Origin of the sequence: Pseudomonas sp. 21LCFQ010 (assembly GCF_024129905.1) — a bacterium.
Taxonomy (GTDB): domain Bacteria; phylum Pseudomonadota; class Gammaproteobacteria; order Pseudomonadales; family Pseudomonadaceae; genus Aquipseudomonas.
In genome coordinates this window covers 60768-78807 of sequence record NZ_JAMYDZ010000021.1, presented here as the reverse complement: position 1 = coordinate 78807, position 18040 = coordinate 60768, and the positions used below count along the sequence as shown (strand labels likewise).

13 protein-coding genes are annotated in these 18040 nt (G+C 62.8%); 6 read left to right on the top strand and 7 right to left on the bottom strand.

Features of this window, described 5'->3' with window-relative positions; all coding sequences use genetic code 11:
• Positions 1-83: 83 nt before the first annotated feature.
• Positions 84-1709, bottom strand: coding sequence for a methyl-accepting chemotaxis protein (locus NJC38_RS21255; protein ID WP_253116977.1), 1626 nt, complete (start codon positions 1707-1709; stop codon positions 84-86).
• Positions 1710-2305: 596 nt separating this feature from the next.
• Entirely contained in the window at positions 2306-2947 is a 642-nt protein-coding gene (locus tag NJC38_RS21250; protein ID WP_253116976.1) for a hypothetical protein, read from the bottom strand.
• Positions 2948-3192: 245 nt separating this feature from the next.
• On the opposite strand from NJC38_RS21250, the gene NJC38_RS21245 reads away from it, so the two are divergent.
• A complete protein-coding gene (locus NJC38_RS21245) occupies positions 3193-3411 on the top strand; it encodes an MbcA/ParS/Xre antitoxin family protein (RefSeq protein WP_253116975.1) in 219 nt (72 codons plus the stop codon).
• Between the two features lie 56 nt (positions 3412-3467).
• On the opposite strand, the gene NJC38_RS21240 is transcribed toward NJC38_RS21245, so the two are convergent.
• The 5 genes from NJC38_RS21240 to NJC38_RS21220 all read right to left on the bottom strand — a co-directional run bounded on the left by NJC38_RS21240 (position 3468) and on the right by NJC38_RS21220 (position 8751).
• Positions 3468-4259, bottom strand: a complete 792-nt coding sequence (locus tag NJC38_RS21240; protein ID WP_253116974.1) for an ABC transporter ATP-binding protein — start codon at positions 4257-4259, stop codon at positions 3468-3470.
• A complete protein-coding gene (locus tag NJC38_RS21235; RefSeq protein WP_253116973.1) occupies positions 4253-5248 on the bottom strand; it encodes an ABC transporter permease subunit in 996 nt (331 codons plus the stop codon). The genes NJC38_RS21240 and NJC38_RS21235 overlap by 7 nt, the downstream gene beginning before the upstream one ends.
• Complete coding sequence (locus NJC38_RS21230; protein ID WP_045484349.1) at positions 5229-6299, bottom strand: ABC transporter substrate-binding protein; 1071 nt, start codon at positions 6297-6299, stop codon at positions 5229-5231. The genes NJC38_RS21235 and NJC38_RS21230 overlap by 20 nt, the downstream gene beginning before the upstream one ends.
• Before the next feature lie 241 nt (positions 6300-6540).
• A complete protein-coding gene (locus NJC38_RS21225; protein WP_045484346.1) occupies positions 6541-7719 on the bottom strand; it encodes an acetyl-CoA C-acetyltransferase in 1179 nt (392 codons plus the stop codon).
• Positions 7720-7839: 120 nt separating this feature from the next.
• Positions 7840-8751: a LysR family transcriptional regulator gene (locus tag NJC38_RS21220; RefSeq protein ID WP_253116972.1), complete on the bottom strand. Its 912-nt coding sequence runs from the start codon at positions 8749-8751 to the stop codon at positions 7840-7842.
• Between the two features lie 156 nt (positions 8752-8907).
• On the opposite strand from NJC38_RS21220, the gene NJC38_RS21215 reads away from it, so the two are divergent.
• The 5 genes from NJC38_RS21215 to NJC38_RS21195 are packed head-to-tail and all read left to right on the top strand — an operon-like array spanning position 8908 to position 18031.
• Positions 8908-12459 (top strand): indolepyruvate ferredoxin oxidoreductase family protein, encoded by a 3552-nt coding sequence (locus NJC38_RS21215; RefSeq protein ID WP_366856281.1) that lies wholly within the window; start codon positions 8908-8910, stop codon positions 12457-12459.
• A gap of 39 nt (positions 12460-12498) precedes the next feature.
• Positions 12499-13674 carry an isovaleryl-CoA dehydrogenase gene (locus NJC38_RS21210; RefSeq protein ID WP_253116971.1) on the top strand — a complete coding sequence of 392 codons (1176 nt, stop codon included), beginning with the start codon at positions 12499-12501 and terminating at the stop codon, positions 13672-13674.
• Positions 13675-13685: 11 nt separating this feature from the next.
• A complete protein-coding gene (locus NJC38_RS21205; protein WP_253116970.1) occupies positions 13686-15293 on the top strand; it encodes a carboxyl transferase domain-containing protein in 1608 nt (535 codons plus the stop codon).
• Between the two features lie 14 nt (positions 15294-15307).
• Positions 15308-16096, top strand: a complete 789-nt coding sequence (locus NJC38_RS21200) for a gamma-carboxygeranoyl-CoA hydratase (RefSeq protein WP_045484334.1) — start codon at positions 15308-15310, stop codon at positions 16094-16096.
• A gap of 30 nt (positions 16097-16126) precedes the next feature.
• On the top strand, positions 16127-18031 hold the full coding sequence (locus tag NJC38_RS21195; RefSeq protein ID WP_253116969.1) for an acetyl/propionyl/methylcrotonyl-CoA carboxylase subunit alpha: 1905 nt from the start codon (positions 16127-16129) through the stop codon (positions 18029-18031).
• The last annotated feature ends 9 nt before the right edge of the window (positions 18032-18040 follow it).

The window sequence follows — 18040 nt, the reverse complement described above, 5'->3', positions numbered from 1 at the left end:
ACTGAGGTCAGTGGAGTAGGCCATAACCGGTGCAGCGCTGCCAGAGGCTGGCAGCGCTTGTATTGGCGCGATTGTGAAACCGGTCAGACCTTGAAACGGGAAATCATGGTGTTAAGGCCGACCGCCAGGCTCGATAGTTCCTGGCTCGCGGCGCTGGTCTGGTTGGCGCCAGCCGAGGTCTGCATCGACAGGTCGCGGATGTTCACCAGGTTGCGGTCCACTTCGCGGGCCACCTGGGCCTGTTGCTCCGAGGCGCTGGCGATCACCAGATTGCGCTGGTTGATCGAATTGATCGCTTCGGCAATACCCTCCAGCGCCTGGTTGGCGGCCTGGGCCACGTCCAGCGTTGCGGTGGCGCGCTGGCGGCTGCTTTGCATCGCATCCACGGCGCGTTCCGAACCGGTCTGGATACCGCCGATCATTTTCTCGATCTCCTGGGTCGACTCCTGGGTGCGGTGCGCCAGGCCGCGCACCTCATCGGCCACCACGGCAAAGCCGCGTCCGGCCTCGCCGGCCCGGGCGGCTTCGATGGCGGCATTGAGCGCCAGCAGGTTGGTCTGCTCGGCCACCGAGCGGATCACGTCCAGCACCTTGCTGATGTCGTTGACCTGGCTGGCCAGTTGTTCGATTTCCTGGGAGGTGGTCGACACATCGCCGACCAGATGCTCGATCGACTCCAGCGCCTGATTGACCTTCTCGCGGCCCTGGGCGGTGCTCTTGTCCGCGCCTTTGGAGGCTTCGGCGGTGATCACCGCGTTGCTGGCCACTTCCTCGACCGCCGCGGTCATTTCATTCACCGCAGTGGCGGCTTGCTCGATCTCGGCATTCTGCTTGTGCAGGCCGCGGCTGGCGTCTTCGGTTACCGAGTTGAGCTCTTCGGAGGCCGAGGCCAACTGGTTCGACGAGGCGGCGATCTGGGTAATGGTGTCACGCAGGTTGTGCTGCATGATGTTCAGGGCGTTCAGCAACTGTGCCGGTTCGTCGTGGCCCGAGACCTTGATGTCGCGGGTCAGGTCGCCGCTGGCCACCCGGTTGGCGGCGGTCACTGCGTCGGCCAGCGGGCTGACGATGCTGCGGGTCAGTACCCAGGCAATCACCGCCATGGCCAGCAGAATCGCCAGCAAGGCGACGATGATGACGGCAAAGGCTTCATCGAAAACATCACTGCTGAGCTTGGCTGCACTGACGGCACCATCGGCGTTGTAGCGCACCAGTTTCTTCAGGGAGGCCATCATGTTGTCGGCGTACTCGACCAGCGGGCCGTTGATCAGATCCACCGCCTCTTGCTTGCGTCCGTCCTGCAGCGTGGCAAGCACCTTGGTCTGCAACTGGTGATAGCGGTCACTGGTGGCTTTGAAGTCATTGAACAAAGCACGGTCTTCTGGCACCTGAATGGTGTCTTCATAGCTTTTGACAACCTTGGGAATGGCGTCGTTGATACCGCGGATCATGCTGAAGGTCCGCTCGCGCTCGGCGCTGTCGTCTTGCAGGATGGCGCGCAGGGTGAGTGCCCGAACGCGCCCCAGATCAGTGCCGAGGTCTCCCAGGGCAATGACCGCCGGCAACCAGACCTCCCTGACTTCGTCGGTCGCAGTATCCATACGTTTGGCCTGGAACAGAGCGGTCACGCCCATGCCCAGCACCAGCGCCCCGAGCAATAGAAAAATGGCTGCGGCCCGCGTGCCGACTTTCAAGTCCCTCAAGTTCATGTTTAGTCCTTCATGGCAGTTTTAAAGTGTGGCTTGCAAATGATTCTGGGGATCTCAGACGGCGGCCTGGATACAGCCCTGAACTATTCCCGCGTGATCTGTAAGGCAAATAACGGCATGACTGGCCAGATATTTCCTAACGTACGTCACGCGGTTTGGTTGAATCGATTAGCTGGATTTCACCCGGCGCAACCGCCACGCTCAGCGGCTCGCGCATGCGCAGGCAATGAACGCCCACAGACCCGCCAGGGCCTGTCATTGCTCAGGTGTGAAATCATTCGAGACGCCGTGGCTCAAGGCCAGGCTGCTTGATGTTGTTCGTGTTCGAACAAGCAGGTGTGCCGGACGAGCTTTCTTGTATGATCGTTCAATGATGGCCAATTGCTTCTTTCAGTACAAGTAAAAAGATGTTTCTTCGTTGTACTGCAGGCATGCGACTTATGTCGGCTATACATCGGCTTTATTTAGGGTTTTCTACAATAACTAGTTAACGCCTCTATATCGGTGTTTTCCGACGTTACTAGGACGTTAGTGCCAATATTTGTAAGTTATTCCCGGTCTTGCTGGAAAGTCGCTGGCAGCGACAGGCGCTGCGATCAGTACGCCGGGTGGTCAACAAATACCAGCTGCGACTCTTGGGTGTATTGATGGGGGCTTTCCATGTCGACTGATGTGTATTTCACGTTGGTCACTACCAGGCCGATCCTGCCGCCGGGACCGCCCACCGAGAAGACATTGAGGAATACCCGATTGCCCCAACACTCGCGTTGCACTTCTGGGCCGCAATTGCCTGTGTTGTCTTGTTCACCAGCGCTGTACAACGTTCGCGGCTCCCAGCCCTCAAAGGCCACCAGAGAATAGCTGCCGGCTGAACTGCCCTGGCCGGAACCGGCGCCGCCAATGATGAGCACCGACTGACTGCTGCCGTAGTCGTCGAGCAGGCGGATCTTGTTGTATTGCCCGCCGAAGTCTTCAAGCGCTCGCGCCTGCTTGAGGGTCGGGCGCACCAGCAGATAACCGGCCTGAAAATTCCTGCCTGCGTTTTCATAAGATACCGACGCCAGATAAGCCTGCTCGTTGTTCGGCAACGCCACGGGAACCACATTTTCGACTTGCACGCCCATCTGCTGCACTTCAGCAGGCGCCCAGGCGGTGATCTGTTTGGCAGAGGGTGGAGTGGCGCCCAGAATGGGCAATGAAAGGCTCAGGGCAAAGGTGGCAACGATCAGTGTACGCATGACGACTCCCTTGAATGCAGAAATGGTTCCCTGTGTCGCCATGGGCTGGCGCAACAGGGAACATACAAGGGATGAGGAGGTAGGGCCAGTGTCTGCCACTTTGTAGCCGAGATCTCTAGTTTTCGTAGGCAGATACCTGTTCTTGTAGCCGAAGGCTTGTTTCCGAATTCATGCAGTAAACTTGCAGACTACGCGGGGCTGACCTGTGAAGCGGAGGGTTTCCTAATCATGGAATTGGTGACTCGATGGAAAAGACCATGAGCGTTGTGGTGTTTGAGCGAAAGCATCTTGTGTTCAATCAGGCCACCGAGGTTTTTGAAAGCGCTAACGACGCTATGGCCTGGATGTTCAGGCCGACCCGTGCCTTGGCAGGCAAGTCACCTGAAATGCTGTGTGAAACAGACGTCGGCGTCTGTCAGGTCCTACGCCTGCTCAATGCCATTGAGTGGGGCGGCGTCTGTTAAGTCGTTTGCGTACCGCTACAGATCAGCCTCCCCGCACTTGCAATTGATGTGCTTGCTTACCAGTCACTCCCCTGCCCGAGCAACTCCAGCGCATGATGACGCAGCTCCAGTAACCTTGGATCATCCCGCCGACGCGGGTACGGCCGGTCGACCTTGAGTTCGGCCAGCACCCTGGCCGGGCGGGCCGAGAACACCAGCACGCGGTCACACAGCAGCAATGCCTCTTCGACGTCGTGGGTGACCAGCAGCGAGCTATAGCGTTGCTGCTGCCACAGGCGAATCAGCTCGCCCTGCATGGCGATGCGGGTCAGTGAATCAAGCTTGCCCAGCGGCTCGTCGAGCAGCAGCAGGCGCGGTTCGTTGATCAGGGCGCGGGCCAGGGCGGCGCGCTGTGCCATGCCGCCGGAGAGCTGGCGTGGGTAGGCGTCGCGAAATTCCAGCAGTCCGACCTTGCCAAGAGTCTCATCGACCCGGTGCTTCTGGGTCTTGAGCTGGCCTCGGGCTTGCAGGCCGAGCGCAACGTTGTCCCACACGCTGCGCCACGGGTAGAGGGTCGGGTCCTGAAACACCAGCACCCGCGAGTGATGTGGCCCTGGAATCGCCGCGCCGTCGGCCTGCAACTGGCCGCTTTGCAGCGTCTCCAGGCCGGCGACCAGGCGCAACAAGGTCGACTTGCCACAGCCTGACGGCCCCAGCAGACCAACGCTTTCGCCCGGCGCCAGTTGCAGGTCGACCTTGTCGAGCACCGGCAGGCGGCTGTCGCCAAGGTCGAAGGCATGGCTCAGGCCGCGAATATCCAGGGCCATGCCAATGTCCTGGGTCTGAATTGCCGCTGCACTCGCTACCATTGAACCGCTCCTTTCTGCCACGACAACACCCGGTCACGCACCTTGAACAGCAGGGTGATCAACCCCGAGCACAGCAGCGCCATGACGATCAGCGCGGCGTACATGTTGGCGTAAGCGGCCCAGCCCTGCGCCCATTGCAAGTACCAGCCAAGGCCGGCCTTGACGCCCATCATCTCCGCCACTACCAGCACCGAGAACGACGCACCCAGGCCCATGAACAGGCCAACGAATACGTTGGGCAGTGCGGCGGGAATCGCCACGCGCAGGATCAGAAAGCGTGAATTGGCGCCAAGCGTACGGGCCACTTCGTAGTACGCCTTATCGACCCCGGCCACGCCCGACCAGGTCAGCACCGTGACCGGAAACCAGGTTGCCAGAGCAATCAGGAACACGCTGGCGCTCCAGCTGGTGGGGAAGAAGAAAAAGCAGATTGGCAGCAGTGCGGTGGACGGCACCGGGCCGAGGATGCGCAGTACCGGGTGCACCCAATAGCCGATGCGTTGCGACCAGCCGATCGATACTCCGGCGATGAAGCCAGTCACGCCACCCAATACCACGCCGTTGAACAGCAACCACAACGAGTGCAGCAGGCTTTCACCCAAGCGTGGCCAGTCATCGACAAACACCTCGATCAGCGCTTGCGGCGGGGCAAAGAACGGCACCGGCAGCAGAACGATCTTGGCGGTCACCAGCACCCAGACGCCCAGCAGCAACGGCAACACCACCAGCCAGGGACCTGCCGGTTTTAGAACCCTGACCAGCCGCGTGAACACGCCGGGTAACACGACGAACAGGGTCAGCAGCAGGGCGACGGCGCCGGCACCGAGGGCCAGTTCGCGAGTGAAGGGCCAGGGGCGTCCGCCGTCCGGGTACAAGCCGGTGAACAGCGCGAAGGCCAGCCAGGCAGCGGCGGCCAGCAGCCCGCTGCGCCACAGCGCAACGCTTGTGGGCTGGGCGGTTTGGGTCTGCTCAAGCGAATACGTCGGCATGGATACTCTCCGCGAATTGCGCAGGATCGGTACGCGGCTTCAGAACTTCGACCTGCTTGAGGTCGCGGGCGTACACGGCGATTTCCTGCTCGAAGGTCTTGCCCACCGAGTAGTAACCGTGGGTGTGCTCGGTGAGGATGGCGCGCACCTCTTGTTTGTTGGTGTTGAGCGCGAACTTGAGGAATTCATCGGCCACCGCATCGGGGTTTTTGAAGGCCCAGGCATGGGCCTGCAAAATCGAGTGAGTGATCGCAGCGGCAACCGGCTGCTCGTTGCGCGCCAGCTTGCCGCTGACCCCGACCACGCAGCAGCTCATGTTGGCGTATTCCTCAATCATGTTGGTCGCCAGCTCACGGAACGCCGGTTGCTGCTTGACCCGGTACATGATCGGGTCGGAACCGCTGGCGGCCTGAATCTCGCCTTTCTCCAGCGCCACACTGAGCAGGTCGATAGGGTAGACCCGCCAGGTCACGTCACGGATCGGGTCCACCCCATGGCGCTTGAGCATCAGCGAGAAGAAGTTCTTGTCGGCGGCGGCCATGTCGGTCACGCCGATGGTCGTGCCTTTGAGCGAGGCCAGATCCTGTGGGCCATCCTTGAGGGTCAACAGGCGCAGGCAGCCACCGTGGGTGCCGGCAGTCAGCTTGACGTCAAAGCCCTGTTCCAGTGCCTTGAGCCAGCGCAGCGCCATGCCGGTGGCGGCGTCGGCCTTACCGGTGGCCATCGATTCGAGCAGCACTTCGGTGGAATTGCCGAAGTTGACGAACTCAACATCCAGGTTATGCCGTTTGAAGATGCCCTGGCTGTCAGCGACCGCCACCGGGGCCAGGCAGACAGCATTGAGGTTGGTGGCGATCTTGACCTTGCGCGGCTCGGGCAGCACCCAGCGCGTGCTGTCCAGATCCAGCCCGCTGCCTGTTGGCGCAGTGCCGTGCCCGGCATGACCTGCATGGCTGCTGTCAGCAAACCCCAGCCGACTGACCAGCGCCGCCGCCGTGGCGGTGCCGGCCATGGCCAGAAGACGACGGCGATTGATGGACGTGATGCTCATGGAGCCTCCGGTGGCGAATGAAAGGGGCCAGGAGGCGATGCGCATGCCTTATGAAGAAAATCGCCATTCCCTGAATGAATTACACGTTATCGGTAATAATCATCATCAGGGAAATTCAATTTAGGAATAACCTAATATGCAAGTTGTTTTGCCGTGAAGGGCTCCGGGGCGACGCAAAACTGTAGGAGCCGCTTCAGCGGCGAAAGCTGCGGCGCTGAAGCGGGTCGCCGGCCTGCCGTGCTTACCGGGCAATCGCCAGTGCCACGCCTTGCCCGCCGCCAATACACAGTGTCGCCAGGCCCTTCTTCGCATCGCGGCGGATCATTTCGTGCAGCAAGGTCACCAGCACCCGGCAGCCTGAGGCGCCAATCGGGTGGCCCAAAGCGATGGCGCCGCCATTGACGTTGACCTTGCTCGCGTCCCAGCCCAGTTCCTGACCCACCGACAGCGCCTGCGCTGCGAAGGCTTCGTTGGCTTCGATCAGGTCCAGCTCGTTCAGTTGCCAGCCGGCCTTGTCCAGGCAGCGACGGGTTGCCGCCACCGGGCCGATGCCCATGATCGCAGGATCGACCCCGGCGTTGGCGTAGGCTTTGATGCTGGCCAGCACCGGCAGGCCGAGTTCCGCCGCCTTGGCTGCGCTCATCAGCAGCACCGCAGCGGCGCCGTCGTTGAGGCTGGAGGCGTTACCTGCGGTGACGCTGCCGTCCTTGCGAAACGCCGGGCGCAGCTTGGCCAGCGACTCGGCACTGGTCTCGGCGCGGGGTTGTTCGTCGGTGTCGAACAGCCGGGGTTCGCCCTTTTTCTGCGGGATCGAAACCGGGGTGATTTCATCCTTGAAGCGTCCGGCCTCAATAGCTGCGATTGCCTTGTGCTGCGAGGCGGCGGCAAAGGCGTCCTGGGCTTCGCGGCTGATGCCGTACTTTGCCACCAGATTTTCGGCAGTGATGCCCATGTGGTAATCGTTGAAAGCGTCCCACAGACCGTCGGTGATCATGCTGTCGACCATCTGGGCGTGGCCCATGCGCAGCCCGGTGCGCGCCGCTGGCAGCACGTAGGGCGCCAGGCTCATGTTCTCCATGCCGCCCGCGATGATCACTTCGGCATCGCCGCAGCGGATCGCCTGGGCGCCCAGATGAATGGCCTTGAGCCCCGAGCCACAGACCTTGTTCAGGGTCAGCGCCGGTACGCTGTGCGGCAGGCCGGCCAGGATCGATGCCTGACGTGCGGGGTTCTGGCCGCTGCCGGCGGTCAGCACCTGACCGAGGATCACTTCATCGACCTGCGCGGCGTCCAGCCCGGTCTGCTCCAGCAGCCGGCGGATGACCAGCGCGCCCAGCTCCGGCGCGGGAATGCCGGCCAGGGCACCCTGAAAGCTGCCGATGGCGGTGCGGGTCGCCGCAACGATGACCACGTCTTGCATGATGCTTCTCCTGTGCAGAGGCTGCTTTTTGTAGGTATGAGTACCCCAGTGTCGAGCCTGGAAAATGATTTGTTAAATTTGTTTTTCTTCTGAATTGTTTTACAAAGCTGATTAATGCCCCTAAAGCTGAGTAGCGGAAATCAGAAACTGCTGAAACGCCCGCGCCGGTTCGCTGAAGGTCAGGTCGCGGCCCCAGATCAGGCCCAGCTCCATGGGCGGAATATTGCCGGCCACCGGGCGCACCTCGATCTTTTTACCCTCCAGCGACCAGGGACGATAGACCATGTCCGACAGGATGCTGACTCCGAAGCCATGGGCCACCAGGCCGCGCAAGGCTTCGATCGACGAGGTGCGGAACACCACTTTCGGTTGCAGGCCGGCCGCCTGCCAGTAGCGCAGCGCCGAGCTTTCGCCTTCATCCACGGTGGCCATGATGTAGGCATGCCCGGCGATGTCAGCCAGGCTCACCGACTCCACTTGCAGCAGCGGGTGGCCGCTCGGCAGCCACATCTGTCGCCGTGAGCGCATCAGCACATGGCGCTCGAACGGCAGGGCGCTGTCGACGTTGGAAACAATGGTCAGGCCCAGCTCCAGCGAGCCGTCGGCAATGCCCTGCTCGATGCCCGGCGTGTCCATGTCGATCAGATCGATCTCGACTTGTGGATAACTGCGTTTGAAGCGTGCCAGCAGGTTCGGCAGGAAGTAGCCCAGTACCGTGTAAGACGCGCCCACGCGCACTGTGCCTTGCAGGTTATGGCTGAGCAGCAGCGGATGGCTGACCGCATCTTGCAGGGTGTCGAGAATGTGCCGGGCGTGCTGATAAAACTTGTGCCCTTCGGCGGTCAGGCTCACCCCGTGGGCCAGGCGTTCGAACAGTCGCACACCCAGCATGTCTTCCAGCTGGCTGACCGCCGTGGTGATGGCCGACTGCGAAACGTGCACGGTCAGGGCGGCCTGGGAAAACTGCCCGAGTTCGGCGGCGGCGACGAAATAGCGCAATTGGCGCATGGAGATATCGTTTCGGACTGACATGTGTTTTTCAGATACCTCGATGCATTTTTTATAAATTTACGATAGCGGATCGGCGCTTCTAGACTCCAGAAAAACAAGCTCCACCAAACCACTCCAGAACAAACCGGCGGGCCGAACCCTACAGCCTCCCGGATAACAAGAATCGGAGGATTGGCCGTGACCGCATCGCTGACCGTGCTCGACGACAAATACACCCAGACCCAGGGCAAAGCCCTGATGACCGGCATCCAGGCGCTGGTGCGGCTGCCATTGATGCAGCGCCAGCGCGACCTGGCCGCCGGGCTGAACACCGCAGGGTTTATCTCCGGTTACCGTGGCTCGCCGCTGGGCGGCTTCGACCAGGCGTTGTGGAAAGCCCGTGAGCATCTGCAGGCGCAGCACATCAAATTCCAGCCTGGCCTCAACGAAGACCTCGCCGCCACCTCGTTGTGGGGTACTCAACAGGTCAACATGTTCGACGGCGCGCGCTACGACGGTGTATTCGGCATCTGGTACGGCAAGGGGCCGGGTGTTGACCGCTGCGGCGATGTGTTGCGGCATGCCAACGCAGCAGGTTCTTCGGCCTTCGGTGGCGTGCTGGCGATTGCCGGTGATGACCACGGCGCCCGCTCATCGTCGCTGCCGCATCAGACCGAGCACATTTTCAAGGCGGTGATGATGCCGGTGCTGGCGCCTTCCGGCGTGCAGGAGTACCTCGATTTCGGCCTTCACGGTTTCGCCATGTCGCGCTACAGCGGTTGCTGGGTGGCGATGAAGGCGGTGGCCGACACCGTTGAAAGCGGCGCCGTCGTAGACCTGAGCCTGGACCGTGTGCAGCCGGTGCTACCCGACTTCGAACTGCCCGAGGGTGGCCTGAATATCCGCTGGCCTGACCCGCCGCTGGCCCAGGAAAAACGCCTGCTCGAACACAAACTGTACGCCGCCGCCGCTTATGCGCGGGCCAACGGCCTGGACCGGATTGTCATGGATGCGCCCAAGGCGCGGATCGGCATCGTCACCTCGGGCAAATCGTACCTGGACGTTTGCCAGGCGCTGAAGATTCTCGGTATCGATGAGGCGCGCGCCGCGCAGATCGGCCTGCGCATCTACAAGGTCGGCATGGTCTGGCCGATGGATGCCGAAGGCGTACGGCACTTCGCCGATGGCCTGGAAGAGATCGTCGTGGTCGAAGAAAAACGCCAGATGATCGAGTACCAGCTCAAGGAAGAACTCTACAACTGGCGCGAAGACGTGCGCCCGCGCATCGTCGGCAAGTTCGACGACAAGGGCGAGTGGACCCGGCCGCATACCGACTGGCTGCTGCCAGCGATTGGCGACCTGACCCCGTCGCAGATCGCACGGGCGCTGGCGCGGCGTATTTTGCGCCACCACCAGAGCGGCGAGTTGCAGGTGTGCCTGGCGGTGCTTGAAGCGCAACTGTCGACCGGCCAGCGCTTCGCAACCCTGATGGACCGGGCGCCGCATTACTGCTCGGGCTGCCCGCACAACAGTTCGACCAAGGTGCCGGAAGGCAGCCGGGCGCTGGCGGGCATTGGTTGTCACTATATGGCGGCATGGATTTATCCACAGACCCGCACCTTCAGCCAGATGGGCGGCGAGGGCGCCGCGTGGATCGGCCAGGCGCCGTTCACCGACACGCCGCACGTGTTCGCCAACCTGGGCGATGGCACCTATTTCCACTCCGGCCTGCTGGCGATCCGGGCTGCGGTCGCGGCCAACATCAACATTACCTACAAGATTCTGTACAACGACGCCGTGGCGATGACCGGCGGCCAGCCGGTGGACGGTAGCCTCAGTGTGGCGCAGATCTCCCGGCAACTGGCTGCCGAAGGGGTCGGGCGCATCGTGGTGGTGACCGACGACACCGAGCGCTATCGCGATGTCCAGGATCTGGCACCGGGTGTGCCGGTGTGGCGCCGCGACCGCATGGATGAACTGCAAAAAGAACTGCGCGAATTCAGCGGGGTGTCGTCGATCATCTATGACCAGACCTGTGCCGCGGAAAAACGCCGGCGGCGCAAACGCGGCAAATTCCCCGATCCGGCGCGTCGGGTGGTGATCAACCAGGCTGTGTGCGAAGGCTGCGGCGATTGCAGCAGCCAGTCGAACTGCATGTCGGTGACCAGTGTCGAGACCGAGTTCGGCAACAAACGGGAGATCGACCAGTCGTCGTGCAACAAGGACTTCACCTGCCTGGGCGGCTTCTGCCCAAGCTTCGTCACCGTCGAGGGCGGCGCCTTACGCAAGCCCAAAGCGCTGGGCCAGGGCGAGGCTGACCAATGGCCGCTGCCGGCGCCGGTAACGGCATCGCTGCTACAGCCCTACAGCATTCTGATCACCGGGGTAGGTGGCACCGGGGTGGTGACCATCGGCGCGCTGCTGGGCATGGCTGCGTTCATCGAGGGCAAGGGCACCCTGAGCCTGGACATGGCCGGCATGGCGCAGAAGGGCGGCGCAGTGTGGTCGCACCTGCGCATCGCCGACCGCCAGCACGACCTGCATGCACCGCGCATCGCCGAAGGCGAGGCCAGCCTGTTGCTGGGCTGTGATCTGGTGGTCAGTGCCAACCACGAAACCCTGTCGAAAGTCCGCCAGGGTGTGACCCATGCGCTGGTCAATTGTGAAGAAAGCCTGACCGGCGCTTTTGTGCGTAACTTCGCCGCCCAAGCAGAAACCGGCGATTTGCAGCGCCACCCCGACGCGCAGTTCCGTACCCCGGAAATGACCGCGCAGATCCGCGAAGCGGTGGGCGATGAGCAGGCACTGTTCGTCCAGGCCAGCCAGCTGGCGACCGCGCTGATGGGCGATTCCATTGCCACCAACACCTTCATGCTCGGCTTTGCCTGCCAGCAAGGCTGGCTGCCGGTGGGCATCGAAGCCCTGCAGCAGGCCATTGAACTGAACGGCACCGCCGTGCCGTTCAACCTGGCGGCATTCACCTGGGGCCGCCGTGCAGCGGTGGACCTGCCACGGGTACAAGCACTGATCGCCGATCAGCGCGCGCCCAAGCTGGCCAGGACGCTGGACGAGCAAGTGGCGCGTCGTGTGGCGTTTCTTACTGATTACCAAGACGCTGCCCTGGCCGCTCGTTACAAAGATCGGGTGGATGCTTTTGCTGCCGCCGAGACCCGGCTGGCCGGCCAGCCCGGCGCGTTGAGCGAGGCGGTGGCGCGTTATTACTTCAAGGTGCTGGCGATCAAGGATGAGTACGAGGTGGCCCGGCTGTTCACCCAAGGCGACTTTCTCAAGCAGATTGAATCCACCTTTGAAGGCGACTACAGGTTGCACTTTCACCTGGCTGCGCCTTTGCTGAATAAAAGCGCGGCGGGTGTGCAAGGCAAGAAAACCAGTTATGGCCCCTGGATGCTTAAGGCCTTCGGCTGGCTGGCGCGGTTGCGTCGGGTACGCAACACCTGGCTCGACCCCTTCGCCCATACCCATGAGCGCAAGACCGAGCTGGCCTGGCTGCGCAGTTATGAAGCCATACTCGATGAACTGCTCGGCGGCCTGCGCAGCGACAACCTGGCGCTGGCCAGCCAACTGGCGGCGCTGCCCGATGCGGTGCGCGGTTATGGCGCGGTGAAAGAGCGGTATCTGGGCCATGCTCAACTCAAGCGTGAGCGCCTGCTGGATGAATGGCGCAACGGCCCGCAGTTTCATGCTGCAACGCAGGGCCAGGGCGAACGGATTGATACCGTGCAGCTGTAAACGGCACCCAACCCATAATCATAAGAACGGAGACACACCATGATCCCAGGACTGAATTTTTTCCTCGGCGAGGAAATCGACATGCTCCGCGACTCAGTCGCGGCCTTTGCCGCCAAGGAGATCGCCCCGCGTGCCGCAGAGGCTGATCGCAGCGACCAGTTCCCGATGGATCTGTGGCGCAAATTCGGTGACATGGGACTGCTGGGCCTGACCGTCAGCGAAGAGTACGGCGGCACCGGCATGGGCTATCTGGCGCACATGATCGCCATGGAAGAAATCTCCCGCGCCGCAGGCGGCATCGGGCTGTCTTACGGCGCGCACTCGAACCTGTGCGTCAACCAGATCAACCGCAATGGCAGCGATGCGCAGAAGCGCCGCTTCCTGCCCAAATTGATCAGCGGCGAACACATCGGCGCGCTGGCCATGAGCGAACCCAACGCTGGCTCTGACGTGGTGTCGATGAAACTGCGTGCCGACAAAAAGGGCGACCGCTACGTGCTCAACGGCACCAAGATGTGGATCACCAACGGCCCGGATTGCGATGTACTGGTGGTCTACGCCAAGACCGACCTGAGTGCCGGTGCCAAAGGCATGACCGCGTTCATTCTGGAAAAGGGCGCACCGGGGTTCTCGGTGGCGCAGAAGCTCGACAAGCTCGGCATGCGCGGCTCGCACACCGGCGAGTTGGTGTTCCAGGATGTCGAGGTGCCGCAAGAAAACATCCTCGGCGCTGTGGGCGAAGGCACCAAGGTGCTGATGAGCGGCCTGGACTACGAGCGCGCGGTGCTGTCCGGCGGCCCGTTGGGGCTGATGCAGGCGGCCATGGATGTGGTGGTGCCGTACATTCACGACCGCAAGCAGTTCGGCCAGAGCATCGGCGAGTTCCAGCTGATCCAGGGCAAGATCGCTGACATGTACACCACCCAGCAGGCCTGCCGCGCCTACCTGTATGCGGTGGGCAAGCACCTCGACGCGCTGGGCAGCAGCCACGTGCGCCAGGTGCGCAAGGACTGCGCCGGGGTGATTCTCTACACCGCTGAAAAAGCCACCTGGCTGGCCGGTGAGGCGATCCAGATTCTCGGCGGCAACGGCTACATCAACGAGTTTGCGGTGGGCCGGCTGTGGCGCGACGCCAAGCTGTATGAGATCGGTGCTGGCACCAGCGAAATCCGCCGCATGCTGATCGGCCGCGAGCTGTTCAACGAGACGATGTGAGTGAGGCCGTCATGACTATCCTGCAGACGCAAATCAACACCCGTTCACCTGAATACCTCGCCAACCAAGCGGCCATGCAGGGCCAGGTTGAGGCGCTGCATAGCCTGCTGGCCAGCATTCGCGAAGGCGGTGGCGCCAAGGCTCAGCAGCGCCACACATCACGCGGCAAGCTGTTGCCCCGTGAACGCATCGACCGCCTGCTCGACCCCGGTTCGCCGTTTCTGGAAATCGGTCAGTTGGCCGCTTATGAGGTGTATGGCGAAGACGTGCCGGCAGCCGGATTGATCGCCGGTATTGGCCGGGTCGAAGGCGTCGAGTGCATGATCATCGCCAATGATGCCACCGTCAAAGGCGGCAGTTATTACCCGCTGACCGTGAAAAAACACCTGCGCGCCCAGGCCATCGCCCGCGAAAACCGCCTGCCGTGTCTGTACCTGGTTGACTCCGGTGGCGCCAACCTGCCGCGCCAGGACGAAGTGTTCCCGGACCGTGAGCACTTCGGGCGGATCTTCTTCAACCAGGCCAACCTCAGTGCCCAGGGCATCGCGCAGATCGCCGTGGTCATGGGCTCGTGCACCGCAGGTGGTGCCTATGTGCCGGCGATGAGCGACGAGACCATCATGGTCCGCAACCAGGCGACCATCTTTCTGGCCGGCCCGCCGCTGGTCAAAGCCGCCACCGGTGAGGTGGTGAGCGCCGAAGATCTTGGCGGTGCCGATGTGCACTGCAAGACCTCCGGGGTCGCCGACCATTACGCCGAAGACGACGCCCATGCCCTGGCCCTGGCGCGGCGCTGCGTGGCCAACCTCAATTGGCGCAAGCTTGGGGCGTTGCAGGCGCTGGCACCGGTCGCTCCGCGCTATGGCGCCGAGGAGCTGTACGGAATTGTTCCGGCAGACCCGAAACAACCGTTCGACGTGCGCGAAGTGATCGCGCGGATTGTCGATGACTCGCAGCTCGACGAATTCAAGGCACTGTTCGGCGCCACCTTGGTGTGCGGCTTTGCGCGGATCGGCGGCTACCCGGTGGCGGTGCTGGCCAATAACGGCATTTTGTTTGCCGAAGCCGCGCAGAAAGGCGCGCACTTTATCGAACTGGCCTGCCAGCGCGGCATCCCCCTGGTGTTCTTGCAGAACATCACCGGCTTTATGGTCGGCCAGAAATATGAAGCCGCTGGCATCGCCAAGCATGGCGCCAAGCTGGTCACCGCAGTGGCCTGCGCCAGCGTGCCGAAGTTCACGGTGATTATCGGCGGCAGCTTCGGTGCCGGTAACTACGGCATGTGCGGCCGTGCCTTTGACCCGCGCTTTTTGTGGATGTGGCCCAATGCACGAATTGGCGTGATGGGCGCCCAGCAGGCGGCGGGCGTGCTGGTGCAGGTCAAACGTGAGCAGGCCGAGCGTGCCGGCCAGGCGTTTTCCGACGCCGACGAGCAACAGTTGCGCCAGCCGATCGTCGAGCAGTACGAGCGCCAGGCCGCCGCCACTTACTCCAGCGCACGGCTGTGGGACGACGGCGTCATCGACCCGGCGCAGACCCGCGAAGTGCTGGCCCTGGCGATTTCCGCCAGCCTCAATGCACCGATCGAAGCGACCCGCTTCGGCGTGTTCCGCATGTGACGGGAGGAGCGCTGATGAACGCATTCAACACCATCGAGCTGGTTCACGAGCCACGCGGCATCGCGACCCTGTGGCTGAACCGCCCGGACAAGCACAACGCCTTCAACGCCGCGATGATCGACGAACTGATTCAGGCGCTGCGCCAGGTCGGTGATGACGATGACGTGCGGTTTCTGATCCTGCGCGGGCGCGGCAAACACTTCTCGGCCGGTGCCGACCTGGCCTGGATGCAGGCCAGCGCCCGGCTCGACTACGCCGCCAACCTCAAGGATGCCCATCAGCTCGGTGAGTTGATGAACCTGCTGTATCGCCTGCCGTGCCCGACCCTGGCCGTGGTGCAGGGCGCAGCGTTTGGCGGTGCGGTGGGGCTGGTCGCCTGTTGCGACATCGCCATTGGCAGCACGGACGCGCTGTTCAGCCTCTCGGAAGTGCGCATCGGCCTGGCGCCTGCGGTGATCAGCCCGTACGTGGTGCAGGCGCTCGGTGAGCGCGCCAGCCGTCGCTATGCGCTGAGTGCCGAACGCTTCAACGGCGAGCGTGCCCGTGAACTGGGCCTGCTTGCCGAGTGCTACCCCGACGGGCAACTGGACAGTGCGCTGGCGCAGTGGACCGCCAACCTGTTGCTCAACAGCCCGCACGCGATGCGGGTGTGCAAAGCGCTGCTGCACGACGTGGGCAGTGGTGAACTCAGCGATGGCCTGCGTCAGCGTACCGAGAGCGTGATTGCCGGCATTCGTGTCAGCGAAGAAGGCCAGGAAGGGCTGGGCGCCTTTCTCGACAAGCGCAAACCCGCGTGGCAGTGAGCCGCCCGTCAACCGACTGAGCACACCGATATGAACACAACAACAATCAATACCCTGCTGGTTGCCAACCGTGGCGAAATCGCCTGCCGGGTGATGCGCACCGCCAAGGCGCTGGGCATCACCAGCGTGGCCGTGCACAGTGCCATCGACCGCAACGCCCGCCACGTGCGCGAGGCGGATGTGGCCATCGACCTGGGCGGCGCCCGGCCTGGCGAAAGTTACCTGCTGGCCGACAAAATCATTGCAGCGGCCCGTGCCAGCGGCGCCGATGCCGTGCACCCCGGCTATGGTTTTCTGTCTGAGAACGCCGCCTTTGCCAAGCGTCTGGAGGACGCCGGGCTGGTGTTTCTCGGCCCACCGGCCAGCGCCATCGAAGCCATGGGCAGCAAGTCCGCTGCCAAAGCCTTGATGGAAGCCGCCGGGGTGCCGCTGGTGCCGGGCTATCACGGTGAAGACCAGGACCTGGAAACCTTTCGCAGCGCCGCCCAGCGCATCGGTTACCCGGTGCTGCTCAAGGCTACGGCGGGCGGTGGCGGCAAGGGCATGAAAGTGGTCGAGCGCGAAACCGAACTGGCCGAAGCGCTGGCCTCGGCGCGGCGTGAGGCGCAGTCGTCGTTTGGTGACGCACGCATGCTGGTGGAAAAGTACCTGCTGCAACCCCGCCATGTGGAGATCCAGGTGTTTGCCGACCGTCACGGCCACTGCCTGTACCTCAACGAGCGCGACTGTTCGATCCAGCGCCGCCACCAGAAGGTGGTCGAAGAAGCACCGGCACCGGGCCTGACCCCGGCATTGCGCAAGGCGATGGGCGAAGCGGCAGTGCGCGCCGCCCAGGCCATCGGTTATGTCGGCGCCGGGACGGTCGAGTTTCTGCTCGATGCCCGCGGCGAATTCTTCTTCATGGAAATGAACACCCGCCTGCAGGTCGAACACCCGGTGACCGAAGCGATCACCGGCCTGGACCTGGTGGCCTGGCAGATTCGCGTGGCCCGCGGTGAGCCGCTGCCGATCACTCAGGAGCAAGTGCCGCTCAACGGCCATGCGATTGAAGTACGCCTGTATGCCGAAGACCCGGAAGGCGGTTTTCTGCCGGCCAGCGGTCATCTGGCGCTGTATCGCGAAGCCGCACCAGGAGCGGGGCGCCGGGTTGATAGCGGGGTGCAGGAGGGTGATGACATTTCGCCGTTCTACGACCCGATGCTGGCCAAGCTGATTGCCTGGGGCGAGAACCGCGAAGAAGCCCGGCAGCGGCTGCTGGCGATGCTGGCTGAAACCGTGGTGGCCGGGTTCAAGACCAACCTTGTGTTCCTGCAACGTATCCTCGCCCACCCGGCGTTTGCCGCTGCCGAACTGGACACCGGGTTCATCGAGCGGCATCAGGCGCAACTGCTGCCGGCGCCCGCACCCTTGCCCGATGCTTTCTGGCAACAGGCTGGCGCCGCTGTGCTGGCCAGTGAACCGGCCCGGCTGCGAGCAGACGACCCGCATTCACCCTGGGCGGCGCGCAATGCCTGGCGCAGTGGCTTGCCGGCTGTAACCGGTCTGGTCCTGAGCTCTGGCGAAGCGCTGCGGGAGGTGAAAGTCAGCCCGGACACAGCCCCGCCGCGCAGCGTGTTGCGTGAAGGTGACACGCTGTACCTGCGTTGGGGGCTTGAATGGCTGGCGGTCAAACGCTTTGATCCGATTGCCAATGCTGCCGCTGGCCATGAGCAACAGGCAGGGCTGGTCGCGCCGATGAATGGCAGCATCGTCAACGTGCTGGTCGAGGTCGGCCAGCGTGTCGAAGCCGGCACGCAACTGGTGGTGCTTGAAGCAATGAAGATGGAACACAGTATCCGCGCCCCCGAGGCTGGAGTGGTCAAGGCGCTGTATTGCCAGGAAGGTGAATTGATTGCTGAAGGCACTGTGTTGGTGGAGCTGGAAACTCATGATTAGAGAGTCCTG